At 69.0% G+C, this 15,000-nt stretch carries 16 protein-coding genes and 3 pseudogenes; 10 read left to right on the plus strand and 9 right to left on the minus strand.

Annotated features, from left to right (window positions below; all coding sequences use genetic code 11):
• Positions 1-158 precede the first annotated feature (158 nt).
• The 5 genes from FVE89_RS04120 to FVE89_RS04140 form a co-directional block, all read right to left on the minus strand.
• Entirely contained in the window at positions 159-1,538 is a 1,380-nt protein-coding gene (locus FVE89_RS04120; RefSeq protein ID WP_160532872.1) for a hypothetical protein, read from the minus strand.
• Positions 1,539-1,552: 14 nt separating this feature from the next.
• A complete protein-coding gene (locus FVE89_RS04125) occupies positions 1,553-2,932 on the minus strand; it encodes a sel1 repeat family protein (protein WP_160532873.1) in 1,380 nt (459 codons plus the stop codon).
• A gap of 267 nt (positions 2,933-3,199) precedes the next feature.
• Positions 3,200-4,048 (minus strand): pyridoxal kinase PdxY, encoded by an 849-nt coding sequence (gene pdxY / locus FVE89_RS04130; protein WP_160532874.1) that lies wholly within the window; start codon positions 4,046-4,048, stop codon positions 3,200-3,202.
• Between the two features lie 72 nt (positions 4,049-4,120).
• The gene (locus FVE89_RS04135) at positions 4,121-4,429 is read right to left on the minus strand and encodes a helix-turn-helix domain-containing protein (RefSeq protein WP_246730495.1); all 309 of its coding nucleotides are present in this window, start codon (positions 4,427-4,429) and stop codon (positions 4,121-4,123) included.
• An 8-nt stretch (positions 4,430-4,437) separates the two neighbouring features.
• Positions 4,438-4,764, minus strand: coding sequence for a type II toxin-antitoxin system RelE/ParE family toxin (locus FVE89_RS04140; RefSeq protein WP_160532876.1), 327 nt, complete (start codon positions 4,762-4,764; stop codon positions 4,438-4,440).
• Between the two features lie 137 nt (positions 4,765-4,901).
• Between FVE89_RS04140 and FVE89_RS04145 the strand changes: the two genes are divergently transcribed.
• The 6 genes from FVE89_RS04145 to FVE89_RS04170 all read left to right on the plus strand — a co-directional run bounded on the left by FVE89_RS04145 (position 4,902) and on the right by FVE89_RS04170 (position 9,300).
• Entirely contained in the window at positions 4,902-5,423 is a 522-nt protein-coding gene (locus FVE89_RS04145) for a DedA family protein (RefSeq protein WP_160532877.1), read from the plus strand.
• Positions 5,423-6,262 carry a cobalamin-binding protein gene (locus tag FVE89_RS04150; protein ID WP_246730496.1) on the plus strand — a complete coding sequence of 280 codons (840 nt, stop codon included), beginning with the start codon at positions 5,423-5,425 and terminating at the stop codon, positions 6,260-6,262. Before FVE89_RS04145 ends, FVE89_RS04150 begins: the two co-directional genes overlap by 1 nt.
• Before the next feature lie 28 nt (positions 6,263-6,290).
• The gene (locus FVE89_RS04155; RefSeq protein ID WP_160532878.1) at positions 6,291-6,803 is read left to right on the plus strand and encodes an MmcB family DNA repair protein; all 513 of its coding nucleotides are present in this window, start codon (positions 6,291-6,293) and stop codon (positions 6,801-6,803) included.
• 42 nt (positions 6,804-6,845) lie between these two features.
• Positions 6,846-7,253 (plus strand): putative toxin-antitoxin system toxin component, PIN family, encoded by a 408-nt coding sequence (locus FVE89_RS04160; RefSeq protein ID WP_160532879.1) that lies wholly within the window; start codon positions 6,846-6,848, stop codon positions 7,251-7,253.
• A 6-nt stretch (positions 7,254-7,259) separates the two neighbouring features.
• On the plus strand, positions 7,260-7,505 hold the full coding sequence (locus FVE89_RS04165) for a toxin-antitoxin system HicB family antitoxin (RefSeq protein ID WP_160532880.1): 246 nt from the start codon (positions 7,260-7,262) through the stop codon (positions 7,503-7,505).
• Between the two features lie 190 nt (positions 7,506-7,695).
• Entirely contained in the window at positions 7,696-9,300 is a 1,605-nt protein-coding gene (locus tag FVE89_RS04170; protein ID WP_160532881.1) for a Na+/H+ antiporter, read from the plus strand.
• Between the two features lie 14 nt (positions 9,301-9,314).
• On the opposite strand, the gene FVE89_RS04175 is transcribed toward FVE89_RS04170, so the two are convergent.
• The gene (locus tag FVE89_RS04175; RefSeq protein WP_160532882.1) at positions 9,315-9,605 is read right to left on the minus strand and encodes a hypothetical protein; all 291 of its coding nucleotides are present in this window, start codon (positions 9,603-9,605) and stop codon (positions 9,315-9,317) included.
• A gap of 147 nt (positions 9,606-9,752) precedes the next feature.
• Positions 9,753-10,211, minus strand: a pseudogene (locus tag FVE89_RS04180) (GNAT family N-acetyltransferase).
• Positions 10,212-10,371: 160 nt separating this feature from the next.
• Between FVE89_RS04180 and FVE89_RS04185 the strand changes: the two are divergent.
• On the plus strand, positions 10,372-11,280 hold the full coding sequence (locus tag FVE89_RS04185) for a glycine--tRNA ligase subunit alpha (RefSeq protein ID WP_160532883.1): 909 nt from the start codon (positions 10,372-10,374) through the stop codon (positions 11,278-11,280).
• Between the two features lie 11 nt (positions 11,281-11,291).
• Here FVE89_RS04185 and FVE89_RS04190 read toward each other — a convergent pair whose 3' ends face one another.
• Positions 11,292-11,633 (minus strand): DUF6883 domain-containing protein, encoded by a 342-nt coding sequence (locus FVE89_RS04190; RefSeq protein WP_342389470.1) that lies wholly within the window; start codon positions 11,631-11,633, stop codon positions 11,292-11,294.
• Positions 11,634-11,638: 5 nt separating this feature from the next.
• Positions 11,639-11,878 carry a DUF4926 domain-containing protein gene (locus FVE89_RS04195; protein ID WP_160532884.1) on the minus strand — a complete coding sequence of 80 codons (240 nt, stop codon included), beginning with the start codon at positions 11,876-11,878 and terminating at the stop codon, positions 11,639-11,641.
• A gap of 128 nt (positions 11,879-12,006) precedes the next feature.
• On the opposite strand from FVE89_RS04195, the gene FVE89_RS04200 reads away from it, so the two are divergent.
• The 3 genes and pseudogenes from FVE89_RS04200 to FVE89_RS31640 all read left to right on the plus strand — a co-directional run.
• On the plus strand, positions 12,007-12,450 hold the full coding sequence (locus FVE89_RS04200; protein ID WP_160532885.1) for a DUF3828 domain-containing protein: 444 nt from the start codon (positions 12,007-12,009) through the stop codon (positions 12,448-12,450).
• 51 nt (positions 12,451-12,501) lie between these two features.
• A pseudogene (glyS, locus tag FVE89_RS04205) lies at positions 12,502-14,064 on the plus strand (glycine--tRNA ligase subunit beta); the annotation flags it as partial.
• Positions 14,065-14,352: 288 nt separating this feature from the next.
• Positions 14,353-14,868: pseudogene (locus FVE89_RS31640) on the plus strand (DALR anticodon-binding domain-containing protein); the annotation flags it as partial.
• Positions 14,869-15,000 lie beyond the last annotated feature (132 nt).

Genomic DNA, 15,000 nt, shown 5'->3' on the forward strand with positions numbered 1-15,000 from the left:
CCTCCCCACAAGGGGGAGGAGAGTGCGCTTGGCCCCTGTCTCGTTGCTTCCGCAAACACCTTAAAAGGGCTGGGTCGCAGACCTTTTGAAACCATGATGGTCGCAGACGTTCCAGTGTCGTCGATCGGCTCAGCTCCGCAACGCATCGATAACGCGCGCTAGAAATCCGATGTCGAGGCAGCCGCGCCCGCCTTCACCGGTGCCGCGGCCGGCGCGCCGCCGGCCGTCGCGTCGGCCGCGGCGGGCGCCGCGGGCAGGCCGCCCTGCTGCCGCATGCGCTGCTCCGCCGCCCCCATGGCCCGGCCGACCGCACCGGCATCCGCCGCCCAGCGCTGGCTCCAGGCGACGGCCACGACCTGCATCTTCGCCTTCGACCAGGGATGCTCGCCGCGCCACGACAGGATCTCGGTCGCGCCCTTCAATTGCAGATCGGCGGCCTGGGCCTTCACCTCCTCGTTGAAGGTCCCGAGATTGAAGCCCTGCGTCGAGCCATCGCTCATGCCGCGCGATTCGTAGACGTCCTTACTCCGCCTGTCCGTGACCACCCGCTCGCTGACGAATTGCTGGATCGCCGCCATGGCCGCCAAGCTCGCCCGGCTGCGGTCGGCCGGCATCAGGCTGGTCTGGGGCGCGACGCCGAACCCCACCACGACGCGTTCGCCGTTCTCGTCGGTGAAGACGCGCGCGCCCATCGTGTAGGCCAGCCAATCCGGGTTCTCGGCCTTGATCGCCTCGAATTGCTGCCGGACGGGGGCCTGCGGCGCCTCCTTCTGGAGCGTCAGCGTCGGATTCCAGATGGTCTCCGCGATGCCGGCGAGCTTCGGCGACCAGATCAGCCCGGTCAGGACGTGATACTTCCCGTCATCCTGGGCGCTCGGGCCTTCGCACTGAACCACCGTGAAGGCGCCGGAGGCGAACATCTCGGCGCTGCTCTCCAGGATCTGGTTGATCCGCAATTGCTGCGTGGCGAGGGCCTCGCCCTGCTGGGCCGCGGTCCCGCCCGTCCATTTCGGATCGAACTTCTTGATCTCGGCGTCGAGGGCCTTGTCGGCCAGGACGCGCGACTTGTCGACGATCGACAATTGCTCGACCACCGGTCGCAGGGACGGCGGCGCGTCGCTCCCGCCGAACATCTGAACGGCGGCCGATCGGCTCGACTTCATGGTCGCGCGCATCGACTCCGCGAGGGCCTTCCGGGCGCTGATTTCGGCGTAGGTGAAGGCCGCGTTGCGACCGACGAGCCAGTTCCGTGAGCCCGGGGGCTCGGCGACCGCGGCCTGCTCGTGGGCGACATAGACGAAGTAGCCGTTCTTCTTCTCGTTCTTGCCGTCCTCCAAGTGTTCCTTCGCCTTCCAGGCCGCCCAGCATGTCTCGACCGAGGCGGGCTGAGCGCCTGCGGACATATGAGCCCCGCCATTGAGCGCGGCTGCCGCTTCCGCGGATCCGGCCGGGTCGGGCGACTGGGCGGTGGCGGCCCCGCTCACGGAGGCGAGCATCAGCGTGGCCAAGCTGAAGGATCGGCGGTAAGTCGCACGCATTTCGTTTCTCCCCATCAGCGCCGGCCGAGGCCCCCGAGGGCGCCCCCGACGAGTCCCATGAAGGCGCGCGCGGCCTGCTCGTTCTGAAGGCGCTGCTGCTCGGCTTGAAGCCGCTGCTGCTCGGCCTGACGCTGGCTTTCCATCAGGCGCTCGACCGCCTCGGCCGCATCGCGATGGCCCATCGCGGCGGCGCGCTTGAACAGCCGGAAGGCCTCATCCGGACCGGCACCCTCGACGCGGCCCTTCGAGATCATGGTCGCGAGGCTGACCATCGCGTCGGGATCGCCGAGGGCCGCGCCCTGCCGGAAGCTCGCGACGGCGCCCGCCAGATCGTTGCGGCCGACCCGCGTATCCAGGAGCGCCCAGCCGAAATTGTCGTAGGCCGCCCGATAGTTCTGCCGCATCAGCACCTGAAGCAGGGGCAAGGCCTTTTTCGGGTCGGACGTCTGGTAGGCCCGGGCGAGCTGGTAACGGTAGCGCCGCTCCTCCGGATATTGGCGGACGGCGATCTCGCAGGCCTCGATCGCCTCGGCGCCGGCCCCCTTCAGGACGTCCCAGGGGACACCGGGCAATGTCCGCGGGCGATCCGGGTCGTACGGGCCGGCGGCCGTCTGATCGCACAGCTCGCCCGCCCGCGCGACCTTCGCCTGCCGCTGGGCCTCGGCCTCGCGCTGGGCGGCCTCCCGCTGGACACGCTCGACCGCCTCCCGCTTCGCCCGCTCGACGCTCTGCCGCCACGCGGTGACGACCTTGCGATCGACGATCAGCAGCTTGTCGCCGGTCCGCGGATGGAAACCGGAATTGTCGAAGAACTCGTAGGTCTGCCCCTCGCGCCAGTACCAGACCTGCGGTTGCCCGGTGACGGGGTCGAACCAGGCCGCGGTGGTCGGATCGACCGGCTTCGGCGGCCGCAGGCGCCGGTCCGCGCGCTCCTGCTCCTCCTTCTTCTGGGCCTGGGATTTCGGCACGCAGACGGTCACGTCGGATCGGATCGAGACGGAGCCGCCGGTTTCCGCGTCCTTGCGCGTCTCCTCGAGGATCTTGACCCGGACGAGGCCGGCGTAATTGGTCTGCTCGAACTGCTTGAACCGTTGCTCGGCATCGCTGTTGACGATCTCGGCACGATTCTCGCGCGAGGACTTCACCTCGAAGCCGATTACTTGGCCGATGGCGATCTGATTGGTGCGGTCCAGGGCCCGTTTCCTCGCGGCGTCGAGGTCGGACCACGTGCTGAAAGCCTCGTCGACGGTGACCGGAACAGTCTCCTGCCGGACGCAGTCGCCCTCGTCGTAGGCCAGGACGGGTCGCGTCAGGAGAAACAGCGTGCCAAGACAGGCCAGCATCAGCGGGACCCGCCGGCTCAGATCTTCCGCAGCTGAATGGAGCACTGGCATGGCGGTCGTTTCGCTGGTCTGCGCCGGAAGTCTAAGCACGTTCGAGCCGCCATCAACGAAAAACAGCGTCCCCAGTCCTTGCCATGCACCTGTTCTCACGCACCATTGGTATTTCTCGTTAAGATAGAATTTTCCCCATCAATTACCTTAAGGTTGATACTTGGTCGCCGAGGGCGGATATGCCGTCCGCACCTGAAATGCGCCGTGGGGTGGACGTCGAGGCGGGGTGTGACGGTGTCGCGGACCTGTGGTGCCGATAGACCGCGTTCAGACGGCCTCGACCGGAAACCGCTCGCTCGGGTTCACGTATTCCTCCTGCGCCGCCACGGTCAGGATCTCGCGGGACCCCGCCTCCGCGGTGCGCTTCAGGAGCCCGTAGACCGAGGCCGCCGCCGCCCCCAGAGCCGCCGCGGCCGAGCCGGTGCGGGCGTAGTGCACGAGGAACAGGGCCGCGATGCAGTCGCCCGCCCCGTTCACCTTGAGGGCGAGACGCGGGGTGCGGACCCGGAACAGCTGCCCCTCCGCCCCGGCGAGCATGTCGATGCAGTCGGGCGGCGTGTCGGCGCAGAGCGCCGAGGTCACCAGTACCACCCGGGGGCCGCGCGCCTGGAGTGCCGCCACCGCCGCCCCGGCCTCCGCCACGGTGCCGCTCGGCAGGCCGGTGAGGAGGCCCAGCTCGAACTGGTTGGGGGTGAGGATGTCGGCCTCGGGCACCGCCCGCTCGCGCAGGAACGCCTCGATCCCCGGCCGCACGTAGACGCCCTCCTCGACGTCGCCGATCACCGGATCGCAGCAATAGAGCGCCTTCGGGTTGGCGGCCCGCACGGAGGCCACCGCCTCCAGGATCGCGGCGCCGATCTCGGCCGAGCCCATATAGCCCGACAGCACCGCATCGCAGGTCGGAAACACACCGCGCTCGCCGATGCCCTGCACCACCTCGCGGATCATCGCGGCGTCGAAGACCGGGCCCCGCCACGCGCCGTAGCCGGTGTGGTTGGAGAACTGCACCGTATGCACGGGCCAGACCTCGACCCCGAGCCGCTGCATCGGGAACACCGCCGAGGCGTTGCCGACATGGCCGTAGGCGACGTGGGACTGGATCGACAGGACGTTCAACGCGGGTGATTCCGGTTCGGCTGCGCCGGCCCGATGCTGTCGGCGATCCGGGGCGCGGGCGCAAGCGGTCGGTCAAGCGGCCTCGCCGAGCAACTCCTGAACCACTCGGGGATTGCGGTCGAGGAGGGCCAGCAGCACGCGCGCCGGCCCTTCGGGGCGTCTGCGGCCCTGCTCCCAGTTGCGCAGGGTCGAGACCGCGATTCCGATGCTGCGGGCGAAGCGCGCCTGCGAGGCCCCGGTGCGCCGCCGGATCGCCGCCACGTCGAGATCGGCCGCCACCCGGGGCGCGTGCTCCACGAGGCCGGGGACCTCCTCGCCGCGTGCGTGGGCCGCCTGCTTCAGGCTCATGACCAACTCACCGAACTGAGTCTCGTCCATCATGCCTCTCCTCAGAACAGGTCCTCGATCAGCCGCTTCAGCACTCGCATCTGCTCCGCCGACCGGTTGGCTTGATCACCCTTCGCATAGGCCATCAGCAGGTAGACGGCTCGGTCGGTAACGTAGAACGTCAGCACGCGACCGCCGCCATGCTTCCCCCGGCCGGATAGGGGCACCCGAACCTTGCGTATGCCGCCGATGCCGGGGATGACATCGCCCGTCTGCGGATCCACTGCGAGGGGGTCGACCACCGCATGACGTTCCGCCCCGCTCATCACGCGTTCGGCCGAGCGCAGATAGAGCTCGGTCTCAACGACGGTGTGGAGCGATTTCTCCATGCACCGAGGATACGCCAATGGCGTATCCCGTCTCCGGCAACGACTTCGGTTCCCAGGCTGCCCGCACTCCATCGCTCTTGTCCCCCACCCGCCCCCGCCTCAGATGGGACCCGCCCTCCCTTCGCCCGCCGAGCCCCATGGACATCGAAGCCCTGCGCACCACGACCCTCGCCTTCGTGGAGGCGCACAAGGCCTGGACGCCGCTGATCGCCGGCGCCCTCGCCTTCTGCGAGTCGATCGCGGTCCTGTCGCTGTTCGTGCCGGCCACCGTGATCCTGATCGCCGTGGGCGCGCTCGTGGGCGGCGCCGACATCCCGTTCTGGCCGGTGGTCCTCGGCGCCGCCTTCGGCGCCGCTCTGGGCGACTGGCTCTCCTACGAGGTGGGGCACTGGCTCGGGCCGGGGGCGAAGACCAAGTGGCCGCTCCGGCGCTATCCCGACCTCACCGCCAAGGCCGAGGCCTTCATCGGCCGCTGGGGCATCGCCGCCGTGGCGCTCGGGCGGTTCTTCGGGCCGGCGCGCGCCCTGGTGCCGCTGATCGCCGGCATCCTCGGCCTGTCGCGGCTGCCGTTCCAGCTGGCCAACGTCGCCTCGGCCCTGGTCTGGGCCTTCGTACTCCTGGCCCCCGGGGCCGGGCTGCTCACGTGGCTCGACCGCTGATGCGCCGGTTTCCGCCCGAGCGGATCGTCTGCCTCACCGAGGAGACCGTCGAGACCCTGTACCTGCTGGGCGAAGAGGACCGGATCGTCGGCGTCTCGGGCTACGCGGTGCGCCCGCCCCGGGTCCGGAAAGAGAAGCCGCGGGTCTCGGCCTTCACCAGCGCCGACATCCCAAAGATCCTGGCCCTGGCGCCGGATCTCGTGCTGGCCTTCTCCGACCTCCAGGCCGACATCGTCGCCGACCTCGCCCGCGCGGGCGTGGCGGTCCACCTGTTCAACCAGCGCGATCTGGCGGGATGCCTCGCCATGGTGCGGACGCTCGGGGCGCTCGTGGGCGTGCCCGAACGGGCTGAGACCCTGGCGGCCGGCTTCGAGGCGCGGCTCGCGGAGGCGGCGCGCGCCGTGGCGGATCGGCCGCCCCTGCGGGTCTATTTCGAGGAGTGGGACGCGCCGATGATCTCCGGCATCGGCTGGGTCTCGGACCTGATCGCCCGGGCCGGCGGCCAGGACGTGTTTTCGGATTTGAGCCGGCAGCAGGCTGCGAAGGACCGGATCGTTACGCCTGAGCAGGTCATCGCGGCTGCGCCCGAGGTGATCCTCGCCTCCTGGTGCGGGAAGCGGGTCAACATCGACCGGATCCGGGCGCGGCCGGGTTTTTCCGCGATCCCGGCGGTGCGCGACGGGCGCATCCACGAGATCAAGGCGCCGTTGATCCTCCAGCCCGGCCCGGCCGCGCTCACCGACGGGTTCGACGCGATCCAAGCCTGTCTCGGGCAACTGCCGCGGGGTGGTCCCGGGTCGCAGGTGACGGATGGCGCCCGGATTGGCAGGATGTCCTGATTCGATACAGGTGCTTCCCCCGCGATTGATGTCCGCTTCCCTCGGCCTTCCCGACACCGCCCCCGCGGTGATCGACGCGCTCCTGCCGCCCGACCGGCGGCAATCGCCCACGGCCCTGCGGATTCAGCGGGGCGTGCGCCGGCTCTTCTCCGAGATGGGCTGCGTCACCCTGCCGGAATTCTCCCTCGTGAACGGCCGCCGGGCCGACGTGATCGCGCTCTGCGGGGCGGGCAAGCTCACGATCGTGGAGATCAAGTCGAGCGTCGCCGATTTCCGCGCCGACCGGAAATGGCCGGATTACCGGGACTTCTGCGACCGGTTCTTCTTCGCGATCCCCGAGGACGTGCCGGAATCGCTGATCCCGGAGGAATGCGGCCTGATCGTCGCCGACGCCTACGGGGCCGGGATCCTGCGCGAGCCGCCGGAGCATCCGCTGAGCGGCGCCCGCCGCAAGGCCGTGACGCTCCGCTTCGCCCACAGCGCCGCGCGCATCCTCCATGCGCTCGCCGATCCGGGCGCGGTGCGGGAAGGCGCGCTGTAGGCTACGCTCCGCGGCCCGATTCGCGCCGACGCGACGGGCCGCATGCGCCTAGTTCTCGACACCAACATCATCGTAGCCGCGTTGCGAAGCCCGACGGGCGGTTCCGCCGCGCTGCTGCGCCGGATCAGGGCTGGTAAGATCCGGATGCTGCTGAGCGTTCCGCTGCTTCTCGAATACGAGGCGGTCGCCCTGCGGCCGGAGCACCTGCAGGCGGCGCAAATAGCGCCTGCGGATGTGACCAACGTCCTCGCCCTGTTCGCCGAACCCGTCGCGATCCACTATCTTTGGCGCCCGCGGCTGCGGGATCCAGCGGACGAGATGGTTCTGGAGGCGGCAGTGAACGGTCGCGCCGACGCGATCATCACGTTCAACCGGGCGGATTTCGGTGTTGTCCCCAAAGCGTTCGGGATCGATGTCGTCGATCCGGGCGACATCCTGAGAAGAGGCTGATCGGCCATGGATCGCGATGTTACGGTGCATCTGCCGCATTCGCTGACGGATGCGGCCGAACGGATCGCCCGGGAAGGCGGAACGACGCTCGACGCATTCGTCGCGTCTGCGGTGGCCGAGAAGCTTTCGGCAATGAAAACGGCTGCCTTCCTAGCCGAACGAGGCCGGCGCGCGGATTTGGATGCCTTCGATCGCTTCATGAACCGGCCGAACGGCCTTCCCCCGGCTCCCGAAGACCGCCTGGACGACTGACGCGTCACTGCGGGACTGACATCTGCGCCGCGTCTGGACGCCGAGGCGGGCGGTTGATCTCACAGATGATCGCTGGGCGATGGACGTTGGCGTTCGGGCCGGTGCGGCTGCGGTGGTATTCCACCGACGATTGAAATCTGCCTAGAACGGCTGCGCTTCCCCTGGATCCAGCGCCGAGTCCGTTTCATCGATGACCTCCGTCGCCCTGTTCGAGCTGATCCTCGGCCTCCTCGGCGCGGCCCTGCTGCTGTCGCTCGTGGCGGGGCGGCTCGGCTTCCCGCCGGCCGCCGCCCTCGTGCTCGGCGGCATGGCGCTCGCCGTGGCCCCGGGCCTGCCGGCCTTCGATCTCGATCCGGACCTGATCATGGTCCTGTTCCTGCCGCCGCTCCTGCTCGAATCGGCCTACTTCACCGTCTGGCGCGACTTCCGGGCGAGCCTCGGCCCGATCCTGTCGCTGTCGCTCGGGGCCGTGGTGTTCACGACCCTGGTGGTCGGGCTCGTCGCCCATGCGGTGCTGCCGGCCCTGTCCTGGGCGGCCTGCTTCGCGCTGGGCGCCATCGTGTCGCCGCCGGATGCGGTCGCCGCCAAGGCGGTGCTCGCGCGCGTCGCCCTGCCCCGCCGGATGATCACGGTGCTGGAGGGCGAGAGCCTCGTGAACGACGCGTCCGGCCTCGTGCTCTACCGGTTCGCCGTGGCGGCGGCGCTCACCGGCAGCTTCAGCGCGTGGTCGGCGGCCGGCAGCTTCGCGTGGCTCGCGGTGGCGGGCGTCGCGGTGGGTCTCGTCTGCGGGCTGGCGGTGAATGCCCTGGTGCGGCGGCTGCACGACGCCAACGCCATCACGGTGCTGAGCTTCCTCGCCGCCTATAGCGCCTACCTCGCGGCCGAGGAGGTCCACGCCTCCGGGGTGCTCGCCGTGGTCGCCTGCGGCCTGATGCTGGGCGGGCGGGAGCACGAGACCTTCGACGCCCAGGCGCGCCGCCACGCCGCGGCCGTGTGGCAATTCGTGGTCTTCGTGCTGGAGGCGCTGGTCTTCGTGCTGATCGGGCTGGCGCTCCGCGGCGTGCTGGCCCGGACCGGCGGCGAACTCGAATCGCTGTCAGCGGGCCTGCCCCTGGCGCTCGCCGTCACGGCGGCCTGCGTGATCGCCCGGCTGCTCTGGGTGTTTCCCGCCGTCTACCTGCGACGGATCCTGTCGGCGCGGGCGCGCGCGCAGGAGCTGCCGCCGAACCCTGCGGCGCCGCTGATCGTCGGCTGGGCCGGCATGCGCGGCGTGGTCACCCTGGCGGCCGCCCTGGCGCTGCCGGTGGATTTCCCCAGCCGCGACGCGATCCTGCTGGCTTCCTTCGTGGTGATCCTGTTCACCGTGCTGGTTCAGGGGACCACGCTGGGACCGCTGATCCGGCGGCTGCGCCTCGATCCCACCGCGCCGCTGCCCGACGGCCATCTCGACGCGCCCATGGCCCGGGTGATCGTCAACGAGGCAGGACTTGCCGCCCTGGAGGGGCTCGTCTTCCCCGAGACCGGGGCGCTGCAGCATCCGCGCCTCGTGGAGGCGTATCGCCGCCGGGTCCGGGCCACCTCCCGGGACCGCGACGAGCGGAAGGCTCTGGAAACCGAGAAGAACGAGCATTTCGCCGCCGCGCTGCTCGCGGTGCGCTCAGGCCGGTCGGCGCTGATCGACCTGCACCGGCAGAACCGGATCCACGGTTCGGTCCTGCGACAGCTGGAGGCCGAGATCGACCTGGAGGAACTCCACCTCAAGCGCTTGGCGGGCACGGCGCCGGCTCACGGCTGAGCCGGCCTACGGCGTCAGTGCGCCGCGCAACCGTCCGCCGGCTGGCCGTAGCCGCTGTAGACCACCCGCACCTTGCGGGCGCAGCCCGCCGCGGCCTTGGGCGCCGGAAGGGAGGCCGCCTCGACGGGGGCGACCTCCACGGGCTCGACCCGCAGGGTCGCGGCCACCGGCTGGTCCTCGGCGGTGGCCAGCGCGCGGCTGGCGCTCATCACGAGGGGCGTGGCGACGAGAGACGAGACCGCGAGCGCGGCGAGGATGGCGATGTTCTTGCGGCCGAAAGTGTTAACGGTGCGAGCATTGCGCATGGCTGGTCGTCCGACGTATTCGATTCGGCAGCGTCGAGGTGCCGAGATCCCCTGTTGCGCTGATAACTTGGCCGTCAGCTCGGCGGTTCCGGCTTATTGCCCAGAAACCGCCATGCTTGGGTGTCGCCGCGCACGCCGGTGCAGATGTCAGAACAGCTTGCGGTACTGCACGAAGCCGGATTTCTCCGCGATCCGGTCGTAGAGCTGCATCGCGTCCGTATTGGTCTCGTGGGTCAGCCAGTGGACGCGGGAGCACCCGGCGGATTTCGCGGCTGCGTAGACGTGCTCGATCAGCCGCCGGCCGATCCCGAGCCCGCGGGTCCCGTCCGCCACGAACAGGTCCTGCAGTTAGCAATAGTCGCCCACCGTCCAGGCCGAGCGGTGGCGGATGTGGTGGACGAGGCCGACCGCCGCGGCGCCCCGCCAGGCCAGGGCGCCGTCGACCGGCTCGGCCGGATCGTTGAGGCGCGCCCAGGTGGTGTCGGTGACCGCCTCGGACAGGTCGACCCTGTAGAAGGCCTGATAGCCGCGCCAGAGCGGCAGCCACGCCGCCCGGTCGCCGGGGCCGATCGGGCGGATCGCGAGGGCTTCCGTGTCGGCGTTCATGATGGCCTCCGGGTGGTCGCCGGCGGGATCGGATCACCATTCGCCCGGGCCGCGCAAGCCGGGCCGGCTTGTACCAGTCACCTTGCACCCCTGCCTGCCCGCACCTAAACCGGCCCGCCGGCGGCCCGATCCGCCGCACGAGCCCGAGCCTCCGAGACCGATGTCCCAGAAAAAATCCTTCCAGGGTCTGATCCTGACGCTTCAGGAATTCTGGGCGGCGCAGGGCTGCGTGATCCTCCAGCCCTACGACATGGAGGTCGGCGCCGGCACGTTCCATCCGGCCACGACCCTGCGGGCGCTCGGCCCGAAGCCCTGGAAGGCGGCCTATGTCCAGCCCTCGCGCCGGCCCAAGGACGGCCGCTACGGCGAGAACCCCAACCGGCTCCAGCACTATTACCAGTTCCAGGTGATCCTGAAGCCGAACCCGCCGAACCTCCAGGAGCTCTACCTCGCCTCGCTCGCCGCGATCGGCGTCGACCTGAAGCTCCACGACATCCGCTTCGTCGAGGACGATTGGGAGAGCCCGACGCTCGGCGCCTGGGGCCTCGGCTGGGAATGCTGGTGCGACGGGATGGAGGTCAGCCAGTTCACCTATTTCCAGCAGGTGGCGGGCTTCGAATGCGCGCCGGTGGCGGGCGAACTGACCTACGGGCTGGAGCGGCTCGCCATGTACGTCCAGGGCGTCGAGAACGTCTACGACCTCGACTTCAACGGCGCCGACGGCCCGGACCGGATCACCTACGGCGACGTGTTCCTGCAGGCCGAGCAGGAATATTCCCGCCACAACTTCGAGGCGGCCGACACCGCGATGCTGTTCCGCCAGTTCACCGACGCGGAGGCCGCCTGCCGGTCCTATCTCGACGCCGGGGCGCCAGCCGCCGAGGGCGAGCGCCACCGCATGGCGCAGCCGGCCTACGACCAGTGCATCAAGGCGAGCCACGTCTTCAACCTGCTCGACGCGCGCGGCGTGATCTCGGTGACCGAGCGCCAGAGCTACATCCTGCGGGTGCGGGAACTGGCCAAGGCCTGCGGCGCGGCGTGGTTGAGGACCGCGGCCGGGGGTGCGTGAGGCGGCGCGGCCTACAGCGGGCAGGCCGTGCAGAAGTACCGGCGGGGGTCGTCGGGCTTCGATTGCCAGACGGAGCGAAACAGCGGATTGCTGCCGTCGGGGGTCTCAAGGGGGCCCTCGTAGACGTATTTGCGTCCGTAGGTGTCATTGATCTCGCGCACGAGCTGGCTCGGGCGCGCATGGCGAAACAGCGCTGTAACGAGCAGAGCGTCGCTGGACTGCGTGAAGCCGCAAGCCAGGAGAACGCGCGCCTTGTGACGGCCTTTCCGATGATCGAGATTAAGCAGGTAGCCGTGGATCTTGGATTCCGCGATCGTCAGATCGGGAGTCCAGTCGCTGTGATCGTCAGCCACCTGTCTCAGACCGAACGCAAGGCGTCCGCTTGGACCGTGGCGTTGCCGACCACCGGCTCATCGAACTCGACCTCGTAGGCCTCGCCGCCGCCCCAGACGCCCACAATGGTGCCTTCGGTCCCTGCGGGAACCGTCACCCCGTCATCGGTCACCACGTCGCGCAGCAGTGCAACCACGCTCAACTCGGCGAGAGCCTGCGGCTGCGTGACCGGTGCGCGCGACTGATACAGCGTGTCGAACGACATGCTGTATCATGTACGCCCTACGCCTGATCGCGCAAGGGCTCCCCCGGCGGAGCCCCTGGCCCCCTCGCGCGTTGCAACCCCCGCCAACCGGCGCGCTCCGGCGCGTCCGCAGACGCGGGAACACACCGATGAAGAAGACGCTCCTCGCCCTCGGCCTTATCGGCTTCGGCCTCGCCCCCGCGCTGGCGGCCGATCCCGGCCCGGAGGCCGTCGTGAAGAAGCTCTATGCCGAGCCGCACCCGAATCACTCCGCGGTCTACTCGAAGCGCCTGCAGGGCCTGTTCGACGCCGACGCCAAGCAGGCCAACGGCGCCGCCGGCAACCTCGATTTCGACTATCGCCTCAACGGCGAGCCGATGAAGCCCGACACCGTGAAGAACCTCACCTTCAAGGAGGCCACGGAGGGCAAGGACCAGGCGAAGGTCACGGTGGAGCGCAAGGGCGGCGACGGCTCGAAGGCGATCGTCTACGACCTCGTGCGCGAGGATGGCGGCTGGAAGGTCTCCGACGCCCACGCGATCGGCGACCGCAAGTGGCAGCTCTCGACCATCCTCAAGGGCGAGGCGCATTGAGGCGGATCCCCGGCCCTCGACAGGTGTGCGGCGCGGCGATATGGCCGCGCCATGCCCGACCTCCTGCTCGAACTCCGCTCGGAAGAGATCCCCGCCCGCATGCAGCGGCGCGCGGCGGAGGATCTGAAGAAGCTCGTCACCGACGCCCTGGTGGCGCGCGGATTCCTCTATGAGGGCGCCAAGGCGTTCTCGACGCCGCGCCGGCTGGCGCTGCACATCGCCGGCCTGCCCGCTCGGGGTGAGGCTGTCCGGGAAGAACGCCGCGGCCCGCGGGTCGGCGCGCCCGAGGCGGCCGTCCAGGGGTTTTTGAAGGGCGCGGGGCTGACGAGCCTCGATCAGGCCACGACCGTCACCGACCCGAAGAAGGGCGAATTCTACCTCGCGGTGATCGAGCGCCCCGGCCGCGAGACGCTGGACGTGCTGGCCGAGCTCCTGCCGGAGATCATCAAGAGCTTCCCCTGGCCGAAATCCATGCGCTGGGGCGCGGCCTCGGCCGAGCCGGGCTCTCTGCGCTGGGTGCGCCCCCTGCAATCGATCGTCGCGACCTTCGGGCCGGAGACCGAGACGCCGGAGGTGGTGCCGTTCTCGGTCGGCGGAATCGCGGCCGGCACCGTGACCTACGGCCACCGCTTCCTCGCCCCCGAGGCGATCGAGGTACGCCGGTTCGACGATTACATCCAGGCGCTGGAGCGGGCGAAGGTCATCCTCGACCCCGAGCGGCGCAAGGACGTGATCCTGCACGACGCCCGCGACCTCGCCTTCGCCCGCGGCCTCGACCTCGTGGAGGACGAGGGCCTGCTGGAAGAGGTGTCGGGCCTCGTGGAATGGCCGGTGGTGCTGATGGGCTCGTTCGACGAGAGCTTCCTCGACATCCCCGCCGAGGCGATCCGGGCGACGATCCGGGCCAACCAGAAGTGCTTCGTGCTGCGGAAAAGCGGTTCCGAGGATCTGGCGCCGGCCTTCATCCTGGTCTCGAACCTCGTCGCCTCGGATGGCGGGCAGGCGATCACCGCCGGCAACGAGCGGGTGGTCCGGGCGCGCCTGTCGGACGCAAAATTCTTCTGGGAGACCGACAAGGCGATCCGGCTGGAAGATCGGCTGCCGAAGCTCGACACTATCGTCTTCCATGAGAAGCTCGGCACGCAGGGCGAGCGCATCGCCCGCATCGCCGCGCTGGCGAAGGACCTCGCGCCGCTGGTGGGGGCCGATCCGGATTTGGCGGAGCGCGCGGCGCTCCTCGCCAAGGCGGATCTCGTCACCGAAATGGTCGGCGAGTTTCCTGAGTTGCAGGGGCTGATGGGGCGCAAATACGCGGCGCTTCAGGGCGAGCATCCCAGCGTCTGCGCGGCCATCGAGGAGCATTACAAGCCGGTCGGACCCTCCGATCGGGTGCCGAGCGACCCGGTGTCGATCGCGGTGGCGCTTGCCGACAAGCTCGACACGCTGGTGGGATTCTGGTCGATCGAAGAGAAGCCCACGGGGAGCAAGGACCCGTTTGCCCTCAGAAGAGCGGCGCTCGGGGTGATCAGATTAATTATAGAAAGCTCTCTTCGCTTCCGAGTTATGGAATTGTTCTACGCCTTGAGCGATATTTATCGAAAGAAAATCTTGACAGATTTTTTTGTCAAGAATGCCGTGCAAGCGAGACTATTTGCTCCCTACCGGAGAGTCGGTGATGAGTTGAAATTGGATTGGGAATTTGATGCTATAGGAGGTATCTACCCTAATCCATATTTTGTAGTTAATAGCTGCTTGCGTAGATTCAAACTTAATGAGCAGATTTTCGTTTCTACCTACCGCGCATGGGAGATCGAGGGTCGCCCGATTTATGAAGCTTCTGAGTATGCAGAAACAGGTTTTTCAATTACTGATGGCAAGGACTATGTGCCCGATCTCTTTGCCTTCTTCGCCGACCGCCTCAAAGTCTATCTCCGCGACCAGGGCGCCCGCCACGACCTGATCGACGCCGTCTTCGCCCTGCCCGGCCAGGACGACCTGCTGATGGTGGTCCGCCGGGTCGAAGCCCTCGGGCAATTCCTCGACACCGAGGACGGAAAAAACCTGCTCGCGGGCTACAAGCGCGCGGCCAACATCCTGCGGATCGAGGAGAAGAAGGACGGCCGCGCCTACGATTCCGCGCCGGACGCCGCCCTCGCGGAAGCGGGCGAGCCGGCCGAGCGGGCGCTCGCCGAGGCCCTGGCGAAGGCGCGGGAGACCGCCTCGGTCGCCGTCGCCCGCGAGGACTTTTCCGGCGCCATGCAGGCGCTCTCGACGCTCCGTGCGCCGGTGGACGCGTTCTTCCAGGACGTCACCGTCAACGCCCCCGATCCGAAGCTGCGCGAGAACCGCTTGGCTCTGCTCAACGCGCTGCGCGCCGCGACGCGGGAGGTGGCGGATTTCTCGAAGATCGAGGGGTGAAACGCGCCGCTCTCCCTCCCCCCTTTGCGGGGGAGGGTGGCCCCCGAAGGGGGTCGGGAGAGGGGAGCGACAGTGCAGAACGAAGCTCAGCCCTGTGTGAAGGCCGCGCCCCTTCCTGACCCCGGGTTCCCC

This window comes from Methylobacterium sp. 2A, from assembly GCF_009806555.1.
In the GTDB taxonomy this organism is placed as follows: domain Bacteria; phylum Pseudomonadota; class Alphaproteobacteria; order Rhizobiales; family Beijerinckiaceae; genus Methylobacterium.